14 protein-coding genes, 3 pseudogenes and 1 other annotated feature are annotated in these 15,745 nt (G+C 44.6%); of the genes and pseudogenes, 2 read left to right on the top strand and 15 right to left on the bottom strand.

What is annotated here, in order from left to right; translation table 11 throughout:
• Nucleotides 1-205 precede the first annotated feature (205 nt).
• The 3 genes and pseudogenes from ACERC5_RS08500 to ACERC5_RS08490 all read right to left on the bottom strand — a co-directional run.
• Nucleotides 206-1,321 (bottom strand): annotated as a pseudogene (locus ACERC5_RS08500) (DNA cytosine methyltransferase); the annotation flags it as partial.
• Nucleotides 1,322-1,477: 156 nt separating this feature from the next.
• Nucleotides 1,478-2,302, bottom strand: coding sequence for a replication initiator protein A (locus ACERC5_RS08495; RefSeq protein WP_373659475.1), 825 nt, complete (start codon nt 2,300-2,302; stop codon nt 1,478-1,480).
• Nucleotides 2,299-2,472, bottom strand: coding sequence for a hypothetical protein (locus ACERC5_RS08490; protein ID WP_093998685.1), 174 nt, complete (start codon nt 2,470-2,472; stop codon nt 2,299-2,301). The genes ACERC5_RS08495 and ACERC5_RS08490 overlap by 4 nt, the downstream gene beginning before the upstream one ends.
• A 340-nt stretch (nt 2,473-2,812) precedes the next feature.
• On the opposite strand from ACERC5_RS08490, the pseudogene ACERC5_RS08485 reads away from it, so the two are divergent.
• Nucleotides 2,813-4,008, top strand: a pseudogene (locus ACERC5_RS08485) (transposase).
• Nucleotides 4,009-4,158: 150 nt separating this feature from the next.
• On the opposite strand, the gene rplL reads toward ACERC5_RS08485, so the two are convergent.
• From rplL to rimP, 9 genes are all read right to left on the bottom strand, one after another.
• Nucleotides 4,159-4,524, bottom strand: a complete 366-nt coding sequence (rplL, locus tag ACERC5_RS08480; protein ID WP_018367840.1) for a 50S ribosomal protein L7/L12 — start codon at nt 4,522-4,524, stop codon at nt 4,159-4,161.
• Between the two features lie 64 nt (nt 4,525-4,588).
• The gene (gene rplJ, locus ACERC5_RS08475) at nt 4,589-5,086 is read right to left on the bottom strand and encodes a 50S ribosomal protein L10 (protein ID WP_373659477.1); all 498 of its coding nucleotides are present in this window, start codon (nt 5,084-5,086) and stop codon (nt 4,589-4,591) included.
• A 28-nt stretch (nt 5,087-5,114) separates the two neighbouring features.
• Nucleotides 5,115-5,252, bottom strand: a sequence feature (ribosomal protein L10 leader region).
• Between the two features lie 394 nt (nt 5,253-5,646).
• A complete protein-coding gene (locus ACERC5_RS08470; protein ID WP_373659478.1) occupies nt 5,647-5,985 on the bottom strand; it encodes a thioredoxin domain-containing protein in 339 nt (112 codons plus the stop codon).
• Between the two features lie 209 nt (nt 5,986-6,194).
• Nucleotides 6,195-6,545, bottom strand: coding sequence for a 30S ribosome-binding factor RbfA (gene rbfA / locus ACERC5_RS08465; RefSeq protein ID WP_373659479.1), 351 nt, complete (start codon nt 6,543-6,545; stop codon nt 6,195-6,197).
• Between the two features lie 179 nt (nt 6,546-6,724).
• Nucleotides 6,725-9,607: a translation initiation factor IF-2 gene (gene infB, locus ACERC5_RS08460; protein WP_373659480.1), complete on the bottom strand. Its 2,883-nt coding sequence runs from the start codon at nt 9,605-9,607 to the stop codon at nt 6,725-6,727.
• A 19-nt stretch (nt 9,608-9,626) separates the two neighbouring features.
• Nucleotides 9,627-9,899: a YlxQ-related RNA-binding protein gene (locus ACERC5_RS08455; protein ID WP_373659486.1), complete on the bottom strand. Its 273-nt coding sequence runs from the start codon at nt 9,897-9,899 to the stop codon at nt 9,627-9,629.
• A 22-nt stretch (nt 9,900-9,921) separates the two neighbouring features.
• Nucleotides 9,922-10,218 carry an RNase P modulator RnpM gene (gene rnpM / locus ACERC5_RS08450; protein WP_373659481.1) on the bottom strand — a complete coding sequence of 99 codons (297 nt, stop codon included), beginning with the start codon at nt 10,216-10,218 and terminating at the stop codon, nt 9,922-9,924.
• Nucleotides 10,219-10,233: 15 nt separating this feature from the next.
• Complete coding sequence (nusA, locus tag ACERC5_RS08445) at nt 10,234-11,397, bottom strand: transcription termination factor NusA (RefSeq protein WP_373660564.1); 1,164 nt, start codon at nt 11,395-11,397, stop codon at nt 10,234-10,236.
• Between the two features lie 49 nt (nt 11,398-11,446).
• A complete protein-coding gene (gene rimP, locus ACERC5_RS08440) occupies nt 11,447-11,923 on the bottom strand; it encodes a ribosome maturation factor RimP (RefSeq protein ID WP_373659487.1) in 477 nt (158 codons plus the stop codon).
• Nucleotides 11,924-12,372: 449 nt separating this feature from the next.
• Between rimP and tyrS the strand changes: the two genes are divergently transcribed.
• Nucleotides 12,373-13,629, top strand: coding sequence for a tyrosine--tRNA ligase (gene tyrS, locus ACERC5_RS08435; protein WP_373659483.1), 1,257 nt, complete (start codon nt 12,373-12,375; stop codon nt 13,627-13,629).
• 83 nt (nt 13,630-13,712) lie between these two features.
• Here tyrS and ACERC5_RS08430 read toward each other — a convergent pair.
• From ACERC5_RS08430 to ACERC5_RS08420, 3 genes and pseudogenes are all read right to left on the bottom strand, one after another.
• A pseudogene (locus ACERC5_RS08430) lies at nt 13,713-14,045 on the bottom strand (putative quinol monooxygenase).
• Entirely contained in the window at nt 14,042-14,962 is a 921-nt protein-coding gene (locus ACERC5_RS08425) for a 2-dehydropantoate 2-reductase (protein WP_373659484.1), read from the bottom strand. The pseudogene ACERC5_RS08430 and the gene ACERC5_RS08425 overlap by 4 nt, the downstream one beginning before the upstream one ends.
• A gap of 97 nt (nt 14,963-15,059) precedes the next feature.
• Entirely contained in the window at nt 15,060-15,560 is a 501-nt protein-coding gene (locus tag ACERC5_RS08420) for a beta-class carbonic anhydrase (RefSeq protein ID WP_373659485.1), read from the bottom strand.
• Between the last annotated feature and the right edge of the window lie 185 nt (nt 15,561-15,745).

Below are 15,745 nucleotides of genomic sequence, written 5' to 3'. Positions count from 1 at the left end.
GTCCACTGGTGGAACCATCATCGCATTCACGGTAGTCTCGATTACCAAACACCTATGGTTAAGCGAGTTATCGCTTAACAAAAACACTTTATAAAAATTGTACAGAAAAGGGGTGCCTTTTCACTGAATCCCCGACTTCCTTATTTTTAAAATAATCTTGAAAAAAATTGACATCATATAATTTCTTATCACTTATTTTTTATGACTCAGACTGATTGTCCTTACGGTATTCCAAAGCAGCAACAACCACTCCCATATTGTCAGAAGTGGTTAAAGTATTTGAAATTCCCTTTCCTACTCGTCCTCTGCGTTTAGTAGACTCTGGGTAAGCAAGGTTGACAGAATCTCCCACTATTGCCTTAGCATACCCTAGTTTAGTCGCTTCCCTAATTTTCAAATGTGGCGCTTCTTCACGACAGAGAATCTTAGGAACTTTATCCCCTCCCTGCATGGTTGTCAACATTGGAGAAAGCCCTGAAAGGTCATAGACACGTCCAGTTTGGATAAAAGACGTTGGCAGAGTTCCTGCGACAACTACACCATGCCGATCTTGGCTAGTTAAAGTAAACATCGGATCATCGTTCCCTTTAAAACGTCTCCCATGTTGGCGTTTTTCTAGCCTATCAGGGGTTAAGACAGGAATGGCAATTTTAGTTCCCTCACCTTTTCCTCTGGTTAAGGTTGGTGCTAGCCCACATGATAAATAGACTTCCCCATTCATGCCATTTCCTGATGGATTAACATTACCTAATCGTTCAAGACGAGTTGAGCTACTTTCTCCTCTGAGAGGAAATAGGAATCGGGGACGATATCTTCTAGAATGTCCGATAATAAAAATTCTTTCACGGTTTTGCGGCACTTGGAAATCTTTACTGTTAAGCACCTGCCATTCGACATCATACCCCAACTCATCCAATGTGGTGAGGATTGTTCGAAATGTCTCTCCCTTGTCGTGACTGAGTAAGCCCTTGACATTTTCGAGGAATAAAAAACGTGGTTGGATCTGTTTGGCCGCTCGAGCAATCTCGAAGAACAAAGTACCCCTAGTATCCTCAAATCCCAATCGTCTGCCTGCGAGTGAAAATGCCTGGCAAGGGAATCCCCCACAGATGATGTCCACTTGCCCTCTAAGTTGTCTAAAGTCCTGATCTGTGACTTGTCTAATATCATGAAATTCTATTTCTCCTTTGGTCTCATAGATGGCCTTGTAAGATTTCCTCGCAAACTTGTCAATCTCACAAAAGCCAATACACTCATGGCCCTGACGAGTTAACCCCAGTCGAAAGCCTCCAATTCCTGCAAACAAATCTAAAAACTTCATGTCTCTCATTCCTTTCTGACAAAACTAAAAGGACCTTACTTCTTGCGTAACGTCCTTTCTTAACAATGATCTTCCATTTCTGGGGCAGTGATAAGTTCAAAAATGAACCAAATCATTCCTAATCCCCAAATACCTAATAATATCCACCAAAACATCTTACTCACCCCCTTTTAGTTCTTTTAAGCGTTGGACCTTGGTCCATTCGGATAAGACGCCATTAAAGACATACTCCGCTATCGTTTCTGTTCTGTCCGCAAACCTCATATTCTCTAAAGCGTACTGATACCGATAATCAAAATAAATCATGGCATAATCACTAGCAGCCTGTGATAGACCAACTTGTCTCAACTGATCATGTACCAAGCCCCAAATGTAATCTCTGTCGTATCTTGTGACTCGGTCTACTTTACGTTGAAAATTATCATCGTCACATTTCTTACTTGTTAGACTTTCTTTCTCCTCCTCGTCCTCAATGACTGACTCACTCTCTTTAGTTTCACTCCTATCAGTCTCACTAACTTCAGTCTCACTAGTGGCTGAATTTAAGACTGGCCCCGGCTGATTTTGATACCCCCCTGGTATTTTTTGAACACTACCCCCGTCTGAATTTGAGACTGGGGTTGGTTCATGTTCCAACTCCCCTAAGTAAATTTTATTCGCCAAACGTCCTTTTTCACTGGAAGACTGTTGGACTTCATCAATCAAACCATACTCTCGTAAGGTTTTCTTAATCGTCAGTAATTTTGACTTGGAACAGCCAAGTAGTGCCATGAGTTTGGAGTTAGAATAGACCAAATAGATAGCCCCATCTTCATCAATCCACCCTCTACTTAATGACAATTCCAAACGGTCTTTTAGAACAGCATAAGCAACCTTCACCTCAAGTTTCATGTCCTTGTAGCGCTCACTCTCAAATAAGAGTTTAGGGAGTTTATAATAACGTTCTGACGTTTGATAGTGATTTGCGGTGATACGTTTCATGATTGTCCCTCCAATACCAATAGACCAACATTCCCCATGTCATCAAACTGGATTAAGCCAGACTCTTCCATTTCAACAACAATCCTCTTTGCTTTCTCGATATCAATTCTCATGATAGCCATGAGATGACACATCACAATTTGTCGTGATGACTGTTCATTCTTTTGCATGATTTTCCTCCTGAGAATAAAAAAAGCGAGAACACTTATTAAATGTTCTCGCTCACATAAAAATATATTCCTACAAACAAAAATGTTTAAGAAATAGCAATTCTGCAAAGTTTATTTATTTAAAACAAAAATCCTGCCAAAGATTTTTGGCTCTATAATTTTTGTAGTGGGTAAATCCACCTCGGAGATTATGGAGCCTTTTTGAGTATGAAAAAAGCCCATATGACCTATAATAAAAAGCAATCAAACCACTCATTAGAAAGAATCATATGGAATAAAGAACTAGTCAGAGGAGTGACTAGTTCTTTCTGAGCTCTAAAATAGAAAAAGCGAGGATTTTATCACAAACCTACTCGGAATTAAAGACCCTAATATCACTATTTTGGAGATTGTGGACACTAGAAGCCACAAGGAAGTCATTGCTAAGCTGGACTACCCTGCTCCAAAATGCCAATATTGCCAGGGGCAAATGGCTAAATACGATTTCCAGAAACCATCCAAAATCCCTTATCTTGAGTGTGCTGGCTATAAAACATTCATTCGCTTGCGAAAGCGACGCTTCCACTGCCAAAAGTGCGGGAAAATGGCGGTCGCAGAGACATCCTTGGTCAAGAAAAATCACCAGATTCCCGTCATTCTTCATTAGAAAATTGCTCAGAAACTGATTGAGAAAGTAGCCCTGACCGCTATCGCTGAGAGCCTTGCGGTATCAACCTCAACCGTTATCCGAAAGCTAAAGGAGTTCCAGTTCAAGACAGACCTGACCTGGCTGCCAACTAACATGAGTTGGGACTCAAACAGTCCAGTGGACTGTTTGAGGTAGGAGCCTGAAAATACAAAAGCGACTAGTTGAAGCAGGAAAGGCAAAATGAGCTTTATCGCAGAGAACTTTGACTCACTTAAAATTGTGACAATCCTAGACGGTCGAACCCAAACCACCATTCGTAACCACTTTCTACGCTATTCTAGAACAGTCAGAAACCGTGTCAAGGTCATTACTATGGACATGTTTAGTCCGTATTACAAGTTAGCTAAACACCCTCGCTCTCCCGTTTCCAAGTTTAGGCTAAACTAGTCGACTGGACTAGTTTACTCCAAAAAGATATCCAAAAAATCAGTCGATAAATGCTTTTATCATCCTACTTTTCGCATGCACTTGACCAATCAGGAAATTGTCGCTAAGCTGCTCAGCTATTCTCAAGAATTGAGAGAACATTACGAGCTTTATCAACTATTCCTGTTTCACTTCCAAGAAAAGCAAGCTGAACAGTTTTTGGGTCTTATTGAAGAAGATTTGTCCACTGTAAATCCTATCTTTCAGACAGTTTTTAAGACTTTCTTGAAGAATAAAGACAAGATTGTCAACGCCTTGGAACTGCTTTACTCAAACGCTAAACTTGAGGCGACAAACAACCTTATCAAGGTCATTAAACGGAATGCCTTTAGGTTTCGGAAGATGAAAACTTCAAAACTCTCATTTTCATTGCGCTAAACATAAAACGAGAGAAGACTAAACTTGTCCTCTCTCGGTGTTAAATTGGTCAACCCACTACAGTTGACAATGAGCCAGATTTTTTGGCAGGATTTTTGGCAGGAAACCAAATCAAATTATCAGTTTCTTTAAATCGCTATAAGCTCTAAAAGACTGGTAAATCGGGCTTCCGCTCTCAAATTGCTATATGCTTCTTATTTAAGCGTAACTGAAGCGCCTGCTTCTTCCAATTTAGCTTTAAGCTCTTCAGCTTCTGCTGCGTTAACACCTTCTTTAACAAGTGCAGGTGCACCATCAACAAGCTCTTTAGCTTCTTTAAGACCAAGACCTGTGATTTCGCGAACAACTTTGATAACGCCAACTTTTTTGTCGCCAGCAGATGTCAATTCAACGTCGAATGAATCTTTAGCTTCTTCAGCAGCACCACCAGCAGCAGCAACTGCAACTGGAGCAGCAGCAGTAACGCCAAACTCCTCTTCGATAGCTTTTACAAGGTCGTTAAGCTCAAGGATTGAAGCTTCTTTGATTTCAGCAATAATGTTTTCAATGTTCAATGCCATTGTAGATTCCTCCAAAATATGTTTTTAAATAGGTTGTGACAAGGTCACGATTAGGCTGCTAAGATTAAGCAGCGTCTTTGCTTTCTGCAACTGATTTGACAGCAAGTGCAACGTTGCGAACTGGTGCTTGAAGTACTGAAAGGAGCATAGACAGCAATCCTTCGCGGTTTGGCAGGGTCGCAAGTGCAACGATTTCTTCTTTAGAAGCAACCGCACCTTCAATGATACCACCCTTGATTTCAAGAGCATCAGCTATTTTCGCAAAATCATGAAGTGTTTTAGCTGGTGCAATCACATCTTCGTTAGAAAAAGCGATAGCTGTTGGACCAACGAAAACGTCAGCCAATCCTTCAAGACCAGCAGCTTCTGCAGCACGACGCAAGATAGAGTTTTTCACAACTTTATACTCAACGTCAGCGCCACGAAGATTACGACGAAGAACAGTATCCTGCTCAACAGTCAAACCACGCGCATCAACCACAACGATTGAGGCTGCAGCTTTCATCTTCTCAGCATAAACTTCAACGAGTTCTGCTTTTTTAGCAATATTTGCTTGACTCATTAGTGTTTTACCTCCGTTTTTATTTTTGGTTGGAAACGAAAAAATCGCATCCAAACCCAGACACGAAAGTACAAATACGTAGACGATTTTATCACGTTTTTGTGCCTCGGCAGGATGTTTATGAGTTAGACTCCCCTGCTGTCTTAGGTCAGTTTTATTCAAAACCTCTAATAGGTTATCACAATCTAAGGGTTCTGTCAAGGATTTAAGACAATTTTTTATACTGTATAGATAGACCAGTTTAAGGATGATAAGCAGATAATGGCAGATGAGTGTTGAGAGAAATCCCGTTGCCAACCTAATTCGACCAGCACATCCCACAAGCATGCAATTACCAAACATAAAAAGACTAAAACAGCAGTCCCAGTCTCTTCATGTGATGTTCAAATAAGCCAGATAGATCAGTTAGGAGCACGTCTTGTTTTGCCAGCTCTAGACTTGCAAAGCAACCGCTCAACAACCATCCTGACTGTTCAGTTAGGCAAGGCGAGGGTGAAAGAAATGGCGTTCTTACAAACTATGATTAGTCCCCACTCGCTCTTACTGTCATCAGGTATTATCTATGCCATAAAGGCTGTGATTTCTGTCACAGAGAGGGAAGAATCACAAACCACCTTAACGTCTTGCTGGGTGGCAACCAAGAGCCCTGGCACTGTTTTCACGCCATATTTAGCACGCAAGTCTTGCAAAGCGGCATCAGACACATTGCTGCTATCTACAAAGTAAATTGACGCGTTAGTGTCAGCTTGGGCCTGCGCCAATTTTGGTGCAAAACGTTGACAATATGGGCAAGTTGGACGCCCAATAAAGGCAATAACTTTCTCTTCTGTTTGAATCAGTTTTTCCAACTCTTGGGCTGTTACTGATGTAAACTGTTTGATGGCTTGTTCAAATGACATGTCCTGTCCTCCTTAAAATGATACTTCATTATAGCAAGATTTTCAGCCAAGTTCAATTATCTGCTACGCCAGAAAAGCCCAAAAAAGGCTGGGACAACAGTCCCAGCCTTCCTTTTTTGTTATTGTTAACAAAGTCAGACGCAGGGGTTGAGCGGAGGTGAGGGAAAATCGAATTCTACCGAATTACCGATTGAGTCCCACTCTCTTTGCTAATCCTGACGTTCCAAATCTTGTAACATTTGGTCAATTTTATTGCCATAAGCAATGGACTCGTCCTTGATGAAGGTCAAGTCAGGGATTTTATAGAGGGTCAGGGTTTTCCCTAGCTCACGCTTAATGGTCCCCTTAGCCTTTTCTAAGCCCTCTTGGGCTTTTTTATTATCCGATGCCAAATCTGACAAAATAGTATAGTAGACCTTGGCGGCGGATAAATCACCCAACATTTGGACATCGGTGATCGTCACGCCTTGGACACGTGGGTCACGGATGTGCCGCTGCAAAATCTCATTAACCTCACGCTTGACTTCCATACCAACACGGTCTGCACGATGGTTAGCCATAGGTGGCTCCTTTCTATCTCTCTTAATGATAAGATGACAGCTAGGACAAGCCTAGCTGGAACATCTTTAAACAGTGTCATTGTTCTGGTACTTATTATTTTTACACAACTGATTGTTCAATCGGCAACAAGCTCCAGCTTCAACTTTTTGATTTTTTAGCTCCCTAGAAGCAGGGCTTTTTAACGTTTAATCTCTTCCATGATGTAGGCTTCGATGGTGTCATCAATTTGCAGGTCATTATAGTTTTCGAGCATTAAACCACCTTCACGACCAACTCCCAGTTCTTTGACATCATCTTTGAAGTGTTTGAGGCTAGCAAGAGCACCATCGTGAATCACGACACCGTCACGGATAACACGCGCCTTGGCATCACGTTGGATTTTACCACGAGTGACCATAAAGCCACCGATGGTGCCGATTTTAGCCACCTTGAAGGTCTCACGAATCATGGCTTCACCAATGATTTTCTCTTCAAATTCTGGATCAAGCATACCCTTCATAGCATCTTCAACTTCCTCGATAACCTTGTAGATGATGCTGTGAAGACGGATTTCTACATCGTCGGTATCGGCCTGCACACGCGCTTGCGGAGTCGGACGAACGTTGAAACCGATAAGGATAGCGTTTGAGGCTTCCGCCAGGGTCACATCAGACTCGTTGATGGCACCAACAGCAGAGTGAACGACATTGACCTTAACACCTTCCACATCAATCTTCAAGAGGGAGCTAGCAAGGGCTTCCACCGAACCTTGTACATCAGCCTTGATGATGACGTTAACAGATTTAACCTGACCAGCCTTGAGGGTATCAAAGAGGTTCTCTAGGCTGACACGTTGGGTATTTTGACGTTGTTTGAGCAGGGCACGTTTAGCACGCTCTTCACCAGCTGCGCGCGCCGCTTTTTCATCCTCATAGACTGCAAAATGGTCACCTGCCATCGGCGTTTCGTTAAGACCAGTGATGGATACTGGGGTAGACGGCAGAGCTGTCTTGACACGACGCCCCAGGTCATTAGTCATGGCACGGACACGACCAAAGGTATTACCGACAACGATTGGGTCTTGGACGTTAAGCGTTCCCTGCTGTACCAAGAGGGTCGCCACAGCACCTTTTCCTTTATCCAGCTGGGCTTCAATAACCGTACCGATAGCACGGACCGTTGGGTCTGCCTTGAGTTCTTGGAATTCAGCCACCAAGAGCACCGTTTCTAAGAGGGTGTCGATATTCTTACCAAACTTAGCAGAGATTTCCACAAACTCAGAATCCCCGCCCCATGATGCCTGCATAACGCCATGCTCTGCTAACTCATTGATAACACGGCTCGGATTAGCATCAGGCTTATCAATCTTGTTAATTGCCACAATAATCGGTACACCAGCTGCTTTAGAGTGGTTGATGGCTTCAACGGTTTGTGGCATTACCCCATCATCTGCTGCCACAATCAGGATAGTGATGTCGGTTACTGATGCTCCGCGCGCGCGCATGCTTGTGAAGGCTTCGTGTCCTGGCGTATCAAGGAAAGTGATTTTCTTGCCATTTTCCTCAATCTGATAAGCACCAATATGCTGGGTAATCCCCCCAGCTTCTCCAGTTGCCACACGAGAATTGCGCAGCGTATCAAGCAAGGTGGTCTTACCATGGTCAACGTGTCCCATGATAGTCACGACAGGTGCGCGCTCCACCATATTTTCAGGGTTGAGGTAGTCTTCATCCACAAAGAAACGTTCAATATCAGCATTGTCTACTTCAACCTTAGCCTTGGCTTCAATGCCGTAGTCCACCATAAGAAGTTCAATGGTGTCACCGTCCAGAGACTGGTTCTGGGTCGCCATCACGCCCATCATGAAGAGCTTTTTAACGATTTCCGCTGGCTCACGTTTGATGCGCTTAGCGATGTCAGCGACCGTCATGCCTTCGGTGTACTCAAATTCTTTTGGCAGTTCGTGGAACTTACGCTCTGTTACAGGTGCAGGAGCACCCTTGCCTTTTTTGTTTTTCTTACTGTTGTTCCAGTTAGAGTTTCGTTGATTTCTCACTTGGTTTTGATTCCAATTTTTCTTATTTTTTGTTGGTTTAGGGCCGTCTTCATTTGAAAAATCACGGGATTTTTCAGGACGAGAGGCTTTTTTACGACGATTGTCTGGAGCAGCCGAAGCTGTTTTTTCTGCCTGAGGAACTGGCTGGGCTTTTGGTGTTGACACACTTTGCTCGAGGCGTTCTTGAGCTGCTAATTCTTCTGCCATGCGTGCCTTACGAGCTTCTTCCAAAGCTAGTGCTTCGCGGCGTTTGGCTTCTTCTTGCTCGCGAAAACGTTGCTCGCTATTGCGCGAATACTCAGCATTTTGCTCAGCCTTGAGGGCTGCTGCCCTTGCCTTAAAGTCAATCCGAGGCGCTGTAGCGTTGCGATTTTGCTGGCGGTTATCCTGCTTATGTCCTTGGTTTCGGTCATTGCGGCGGTTGTCCTGCTGACGACGATTATCACGGTTTAGTGCACCTGCTTGCCCACGCTCCCGTTGATTGCGGTCTTCACGCTTGTTATCCCGGCCTCGCTCTTGACGGTTACCTTTGCCTTGACCACTATGCCGCTGCTGACCACCCTGTTGGCGACGCTCTGCCTCAGCCTTTTGTCGTGCCTCACGTTCTGCCTTGAAGTTACGGCTCTGCGGGCGAGCTGGGGTCGGTCTGCTCTCTGCTACCTGCTCTACTTTTGGTTCGACTTTAGGCGTTATTGGCGCTTCTTGGGTCGCTTTCGGCGTAGATGGCTGAGCAACTACCGTTTTCTGGCTAGATGAGCGCTTGGTTTCTTCAGTATTTTCAACAGGTTTTGCTGCTGAAGTAGCTGGCGCTTGGTTATCAGTTGTCGAGCTTGCTTGATGTGGCTGAGCTGGCATTGCCTTGGAGGCTCCCCCACCAAAACTTGCAATCAAGCGCTTGGCCTCACCTTCGTCCACACTGCTAGAATGGCTTTTGACTGAAAGCCCCAATTCCTGAGCCTTGGCAACTAAATCTTTGTTACTGATACCCGTTTCACGGGCAATTTCATTAATTCTTTTTTTAGACAAATCGTGTCCTCCTCGTCCTTTAGTCCATAAGAGTCCTCATTTTCTTTGAAAATCCAGCATCACTAACTGCCACAACCTTTCTGGGTCTGCCGATAGCGCTGCTAAGGTCCAGCGTATCAAACACTGTTGAGACTTCTATATCGTAATATTTACATTTATCCGTCACGGTCTTAATCAGGTTCTGGCTAGCATCCTTGGCCACAAAGACCAGTCTTGCTTGCTCGGTCTGGATAGCCTTGACGACCAATTCCTCGCCTGAGATAAGTTTGCCAGCACGCTGAGCCAAGCCCATGAGGTTTAAGAGTTGTTGCAACTTATTCAAGACCTAACTCTCTTCTTTTTACCTTGTGATCCACATAAGCAATCAGTTCATCGTAGAAGCTCTCTGGCACATCCATGGAAAAACTGCGGTTAAAAACCAGTTTTTTCTTGGCCAGTTTAACCTCCTCGTTATCTAGCTTGATGTAGGCGCCGCGACCGTTCTGTTTTCCAGTAGGGTCAATAAAAATCTGACCGTCCTTGTTTTTGACAATACGCAGCAGGTCGCGTTTGTCGATAATCTCGCCAGAAACCACTGATTTGCGTAGGGGAATTTTGCGTGTTTTTGCCATAACGCCTCCTGAGACCTAACCTTCAGCAGTCACTTCTGTACTGCCATCTGAAAGCTCTGTTGGCTCTGCTGAAGCAAACACCTCTTGCTCTGCTGCCATAGCCTCATACTCTGACGCAGACTTGATGTCAATGCGGTAGCCCGTCAAGTGAGCCGCCAGGCGAACGTTTTGCCCACGACGACCGATAGCTAGAGACAGCTTGTTATCAGGAACAACAACGAGGGCGCGCTTGCTGTCTTTCTCGTCAAAGATGACGTAGTCCACCTCAGCTGGCGCGATGGCATTGTAGATGTACTCAGCTGGATCTTCAACCCACTGGATCACGTCAATGTTCTCCTCAACAGGAACAGAGAGCCCCGTCTTAGCATCGATTCGTTTTGGATGGAACTTGCTAATCACTTTTTGGATATTAGCCCCCTTGCGACCAACGATGGTACCGATGGCATCAACGTTAGGGTTGTGGCTACGAACTGCTACTTTACTGCGGTCACCAGCCTCACGAGACACGCTCATGATTTCTACCGTGCCGTCAAAAACCTCAGGAATTTCCTGCTCCATAATCCGCTTAATAAACTCAGGGTGACTGCGGCTAACAAAGACGTTAACCCCGCGCGGGTTGTTCTCAACCTTGTACACATAGACCTCGATACAATCGTGAGACTTGAAGGTCTCTCCTGGAATTTGGTCTTGGTGAGAAAGCTGAGCTTCGATGGTGCCTAGGTTGACATAGATGAAGCGATTATCGAACCGCTCCACAGTTCCTGTCATGATTTCACCTTCGTGCTGTTTGTACTCGTTGTAGGTTACTTCACGGAATTGCTTGCGCATCTTTTCCATGATGGTTTGTTTAGCTGATTGAGCAGCCACGCGACCAAATTCCTTGACAGATTCCTCAAAACGAATCTTGTCTCCCAGCTCATAGGCAGAGCTGATCGCCAGAGCGTCTTTGAGGCTGATTTCCAAGCGGCTATCAAAAACCTCGTCAACGACTTCACGGACAGTATAAACCTTGAAATCCCCTGTTTTTTCATTAAATTCAACAACAGCTGACTCAGCCTGACCGTACTTTCTACGATAGGCTGACTTGAGGGATTCCGTCACCGTCTCGATGATGTCTGCCTTATTGATGTGCTTTTCTTCTTCCAAAATACGGAAGGCTTCTAACATTTCTTTGCTCATGGTATATCTCTCTCAAAAACAAGTTGTTTTCTTGAAAATAAATCCTTTCCTATAATTTTACAGCTAATCTGGCTTTGGCAACCAGTTGATAAGGGATGGTCACCGTTTTTCGTCTGGTCTTATCTAGATAGTCTAGGACAAGCTCATCGTTGTCAAAGCTCTGCAATGTGCCTTCAAAAACCTTAACCTTGTCAATAGCCTGATAGAGACTGACGTTAATATAGCGACCAACCGCTCCTGCCAAGGCTTCCTTGGTCTTGAGCGGACGCTCCAGACCAGGGCTTGAAATCTCCAGAAAATACTGATCTGGAAAAGGGTCTGGTGTGATGGTATCTAGCAGGGGACTAATGACCTCTGTCAAGTCTGCTGTATCATCGACCGTTATCCCGCCAGGCTTGTCAACCAAAATCGACAGGACATAATCACCCCCCATCTTCTCGTACTCAATATCCACCAGCTCATAGGGGGCAGCGATAACAGGTGCCACCACCGCCTCCACCAGTTCAATAATCGTTGCGATAAGAATCCCTCCTTTTCAACAAAGAGAAGACGAAGTTGTCACCCCGTCTCCTTTCTTTATCATTAATTTTTTATCATTATAGCATTTATTCATCAAAGATGCAAGAAAAAAGTCTAAGACGACACTATTTACCGAACTTGATACAGTTTTAGCCAATTAAGCACCAAAATCATGCGCGCCGAGCGCACGACAAAAACATCGCTTTCAGATAATGATTTTCATAAAAAGTTATCTGTTTAATCATGACATTTTGTCATAAATGTCAGCGGAAAAGCAGATGAACCCATGCACCTACGTAAATATTGTGAAAGTTTTTTGAAAACATTTGTGTCGCTAGAAAATAGTGACACGAATTTTCTTCATGCGTTTGGCGTGAAAATCACAATTGTCATCTTGCAAACAGGACTGAAGTTTTGCTATAATGAAAAGACAATACAAAAAAAGGAGAATAGCCCATGAATATCTTTGATGAACTCAAAGCCCGTGGCCTCATCTTTCAGACGACAGACGAAGACGCCCTCAAAAAAGCCCTAACAGAAGGGACTATGGCCTATTATTCGGGATATGATCCGACAGCGGACAGCCTTCACCTCGGACACTTGGTGCCGATTTTGGTCTGTCGTCACCTGCAATTAGCGGGACACAAACCCTACCCTCTGGTTGGCGGAGCGACTGGTCTCATCGGTGACCCGTCCTTTAAGGACGCGGAGCGGAGCTTACAGACCAAAGAGACCGTTGACGGTTGGGTGCAAAAAATCCAAGGACAACTCTCACGCTTTCTTGATTTTGAAAGCGGAGAGAATAAGGCTGTTATGACAAACAACTACGACTGGTTTGGCAGCATCAGCTTCATTGATTTTCTGCGTGATGTCGGCAAGTACTTTACCGTCAACTACATGATGGGCAAGGAATCCGTAAAAAAACGCATTGAAACAGGCATTTCCTACACCGAATTTGCCTACCAAATCATGCAGGGATATGATTTTTACGAGCTCAACCGCCTCTACGATGTGACCCTACAAATCGGCGGCTCCGACCAGTGGGGCAACATGACCGCAGGTACCGAATTGCTTCGCCGCAAGAGCGATAAGACAGGACACGTCATCACTGTTCCCCTCATCACCGATAGCACTGGCAAAAAATTTGGCAAGTCCGAGGGTAACGCTATCTGGTTGGACGCAGACAAGACCAGTCCTTACGAGATGTACCAGTTCTGGCTCAATGTTATGGACGCCGACGCCGTCCGTTTCCTCAAGATTTTTACTTTCCTATCTTTGGAAGAAATCGCTGAGCTGGAAAGCCAGTTCCTCGCAGCACCGCATGAGCGCCTTGCTCAGAAAGTTCTAGCCAAAGAAGTCGTGACCTTAGTTCACGGCGAAGAAGCCTACCAGCAGGCCCTCAAGATTACCGAGCAACTCTTTACGGGCAACATCAAAGAACTCTCTGCTAAAGAGCTCAAGCAAGGACTCAGCAACGTACCAAACTACACCGCTAAAGCCGATGACAGCCGCAACATCGTAGACCTGCTCGTCACCTCAGGTATTGTCAACTCAAAACGTCAAGCCCGTGAAGATGTCCAAAATGGTGCCATCTACCTCAACGGCGACCGCATCCAAGACCTCGATTACCAACTGACTGATGCTGACAAAATCGACGGCGAGCTGACCGTTATCCGCCGCGGCAAGAAAAAATATGCCGTTCTAACTTACTAAACAACCCTAATAAAAGCGCATAGCATCTCCTGATGCTATGCGCTTTTTTGATGCCATTTGTCGGTTTTACCTAGCCTCTTGTGCTAATCACGAATAAAGTGTCGATCATGTGCTGAGAAATTCGCCTCATCAGAGATTGGTCGTTCCGCAGTCATCCGCAAGTCATATTTTTCGCGGAGAGCGATAATCTCTGCCATTTGAGGAGAAGCATGGTGGGCATCAAGGGCTTCTTGATCCGCCCAACTATCAACTAGAAGCACTGTTTCTGGATCGCTAAGAGAAGAAAAGTAGTCATAGCGCAGATTACCTGATCACTGGCGAATAGTAGTCGCCAAACCAGACTGCTCCATAGCGTCTACAAATTCCAGAGCTCTGCCATTTTCACCACGATAAGTTAATAAAAAAGTTAGTGTCATCGTTGATTGATGTCCTCCTTTGCATGGACTAATTGGGTAATAGTTCGACAATAAGGCGCTGAGCTGCCGATTGTTTCAGCCACTTGTGCCACAAATCCATTGAGATAGTCAACTTCCGTCAGCCGCTTGTTTTTCACCAAATCCTGATGCATGGAGGGATAATGATGCCCAACCTTAGTCGAGACGTCAACGATGTATTGATAGGTGTCTTCAAGATCAAACCTTAAGCCGTAGTGAGCGGCTACAGCGATGAATTCCGACAACACCTGCCTAACTAGCCCCATCGCAGAAGAGGAAGACAGCAGCTCATGTAAGTTCGCATCTAACAGAGCACTAGTGGCATTCATTGTGCCATTTATCATGGCTTTTTTCCAAATGGCATGTAAAACATCATTAGTATAGGTCGCGTTTAGACCAGCTTGATTGAGGACTTCAACCAGCTGCTCGCCTACCGTTCTCTCTGTATCCGCCAAGCACTGAATGGTCAAGGAACCTGACCCACGTAGCTCGACTTGACCAGGTTCTATCAAACCTGCTGTCCAAACAGTCACTCCCATAATGATCTGCTCTTTTCTAACAAACTCATGTAAGGTCTCAATATGACCAAGACCATTTAAAAGGCAGAGGAGTTTCGTTTGCTCACCGATAATCGGCTGAATATCGTTTAGCATTTGACGTAGCTGGGTTGACTTTGTCAGAACCAAGACCAAATCTGCTTCTCGCGTGGCTTGTGTTGGTCTCATGATTGGCAACTGAATCGTGTCATTCACATCACCTGTGATCATAAGTCCCTTATCTCTTATAGCTTCAATATGCTCTGGCCAATTATCCAGGAGAATGACCTCATGACCAGCCTTGCTAAGAGCAACCCCAAAACGGCTACCGAGCGCACCCGCACCTGCAATATAAACTAACATACTTGTCCTCCTCACTCTAGTATAACATAGTAAGATCAAAAGAGCTACTCATCTTGTCAGGATAGACCGTGTCATTTTTTCAAAAAACTGCAGTGTTTTAGGGGTAAGAAACAGGATTCATCTTACCAGTATCCACATCATAAATCGCTCCTGAAATAATAATGTCATCCGGAATCAGAGGGCTGGCTTTTAATTTGGCAATGTCCTCCTTAACGCTCTGCACAATGTCGGAGAAGGGAAGAAAATCCATTTCCCCAACATCAACTCCTAATGTGTCATTGAGCTGTTTCGCAAAGCCTTCGTTTGTCAAACGTTCTGCTCCGCAATCTGTATGGTGCAGCACGACAATCTCTCGTGTTCCCATCAGTTGCTGAGAAATGGCCAACGAACGAATCATATCTTCGGTAACACGACCACCGGCATTACGCAGGATATGAGCATCACCTAGCGCCAAGCCCAGAGCTTGTGCCACATGAAGACGTGAATCCATACAAGTCAAGATAGCAACACGCATTCTGGGAGGCAGCGGCAGGTGAGCCGTGCCATGCAGGGCAACGTAAGCCTCGTTTACTTTGAGGTACTGGTCAAAATACGACATACAAACCATCCTTTTTTGTTTGATTTTCAAACTATTATATCATAAATGAAATGACAATGACAAAAAACGGCTCTATAATTTCTGTAGTGGGTAAATCCACCATGGAGATTATAGAGCCTTTTGAGTGTAGAAAAAAAGTTCCATATGACCTACAATGAAAAGTGCTTAAACAACTCATTAGAAAG

Origin of the sequence: Streptococcus sp. E24BD, assembly GCF_041807825.1 — a bacterium.
GTDB classification, from domain to species: domain Bacteria; phylum Bacillota; class Bacilli; order Lactobacillales; family Streptococcaceae; genus Streptococcus; species Streptococcus entericus.
Note: the sequence above shows the minus strand (reverse complement) of the source record. Positions and strands in the feature narration are given on the sequence as shown.

What these genes read in the sequence shown, in the direction of transcription:
- ACERC5_RS08495 (WP_373659475.1), bottom strand. Translation starts at nt 2,302, where the DNA reads ATGAAACGTATCACCGCAAATCACTATCAAACGTCAGAACGTTATTAT.
- ACERC5_RS08490 (WP_093998685.1), bottom strand. Translation starts at nt 2,472, where the DNA reads ATGCAAAAGAATGAACAGTCATCACGACAAATTGTGATGTGTCATCTC.
- rplL (WP_018367840.1), bottom strand. Translation starts at nt 4,524, where the DNA reads ATGGCATTGAACATTGAAAACATTATTGCTGAAATCAAAGAAGCTTCA.
- rplJ (WP_373659477.1), bottom strand. Translation starts at nt 5,086, where the DNA reads ATGAGTCAAGCAAATATTGCTAAAAAAGCAGAACTCGTTGAAGTTTAT.
- ACERC5_RS08470 (WP_373659478.1), bottom strand. Translation starts at nt 5,985, where the DNA reads ATGTCATTTGAACAAGCCATCAAACAGTTTACATCAGTAACAGCCCAA.
- rbfA (WP_373659479.1), bottom strand. Translation starts at nt 6,545, where the DNA reads ATGGCTAACCATCGTGCAGACCGTGTTGGTATGGAAGTCAAGCGTGAG.
- ACERC5_RS08455 (WP_373659486.1), bottom strand. Translation starts at nt 9,899, where the DNA reads ATGGGCTTGGCTCAGCGTGCTGGCAAACTTATCTCAGGCGAGGAATTG.
- rnpM (WP_373659481.1), bottom strand. Translation starts at nt 10,218, where the DNA reads ATGGCAAAAACACGCAAAATTCCCCTACGCAAATCAGTGGTTTCTGGC.
- nusA (WP_373660564.1), bottom strand. Translation starts at nt 11,397, where the DNA reads ATGAGCAAAGAAATGTTAGAAGCCTTCCGTATTTTGGAAGAAGAAAAG.
- tyrS (WP_373659483.1), top strand. Translation starts at nt 12,373, where the DNA reads ATGAATATCTTTGATGAACTCAAAGCCCGTGGCCTCATCTTTCAGACG.
- ACERC5_RS08425 (WP_373659484.1), bottom strand. Translation starts at nt 14,962, where the DNA reads ATGTTAGTTTATATTGCAGGTGCGGGTGCGCTCGGTAGCCGTTTTGGG.
- ACERC5_RS08420 (WP_373659485.1), bottom strand. Translation starts at nt 15,560, where the DNA reads ATGTCGTATTTTGACCAGTACCTCAAAGTAAACGAGGCTTACGTTGCC.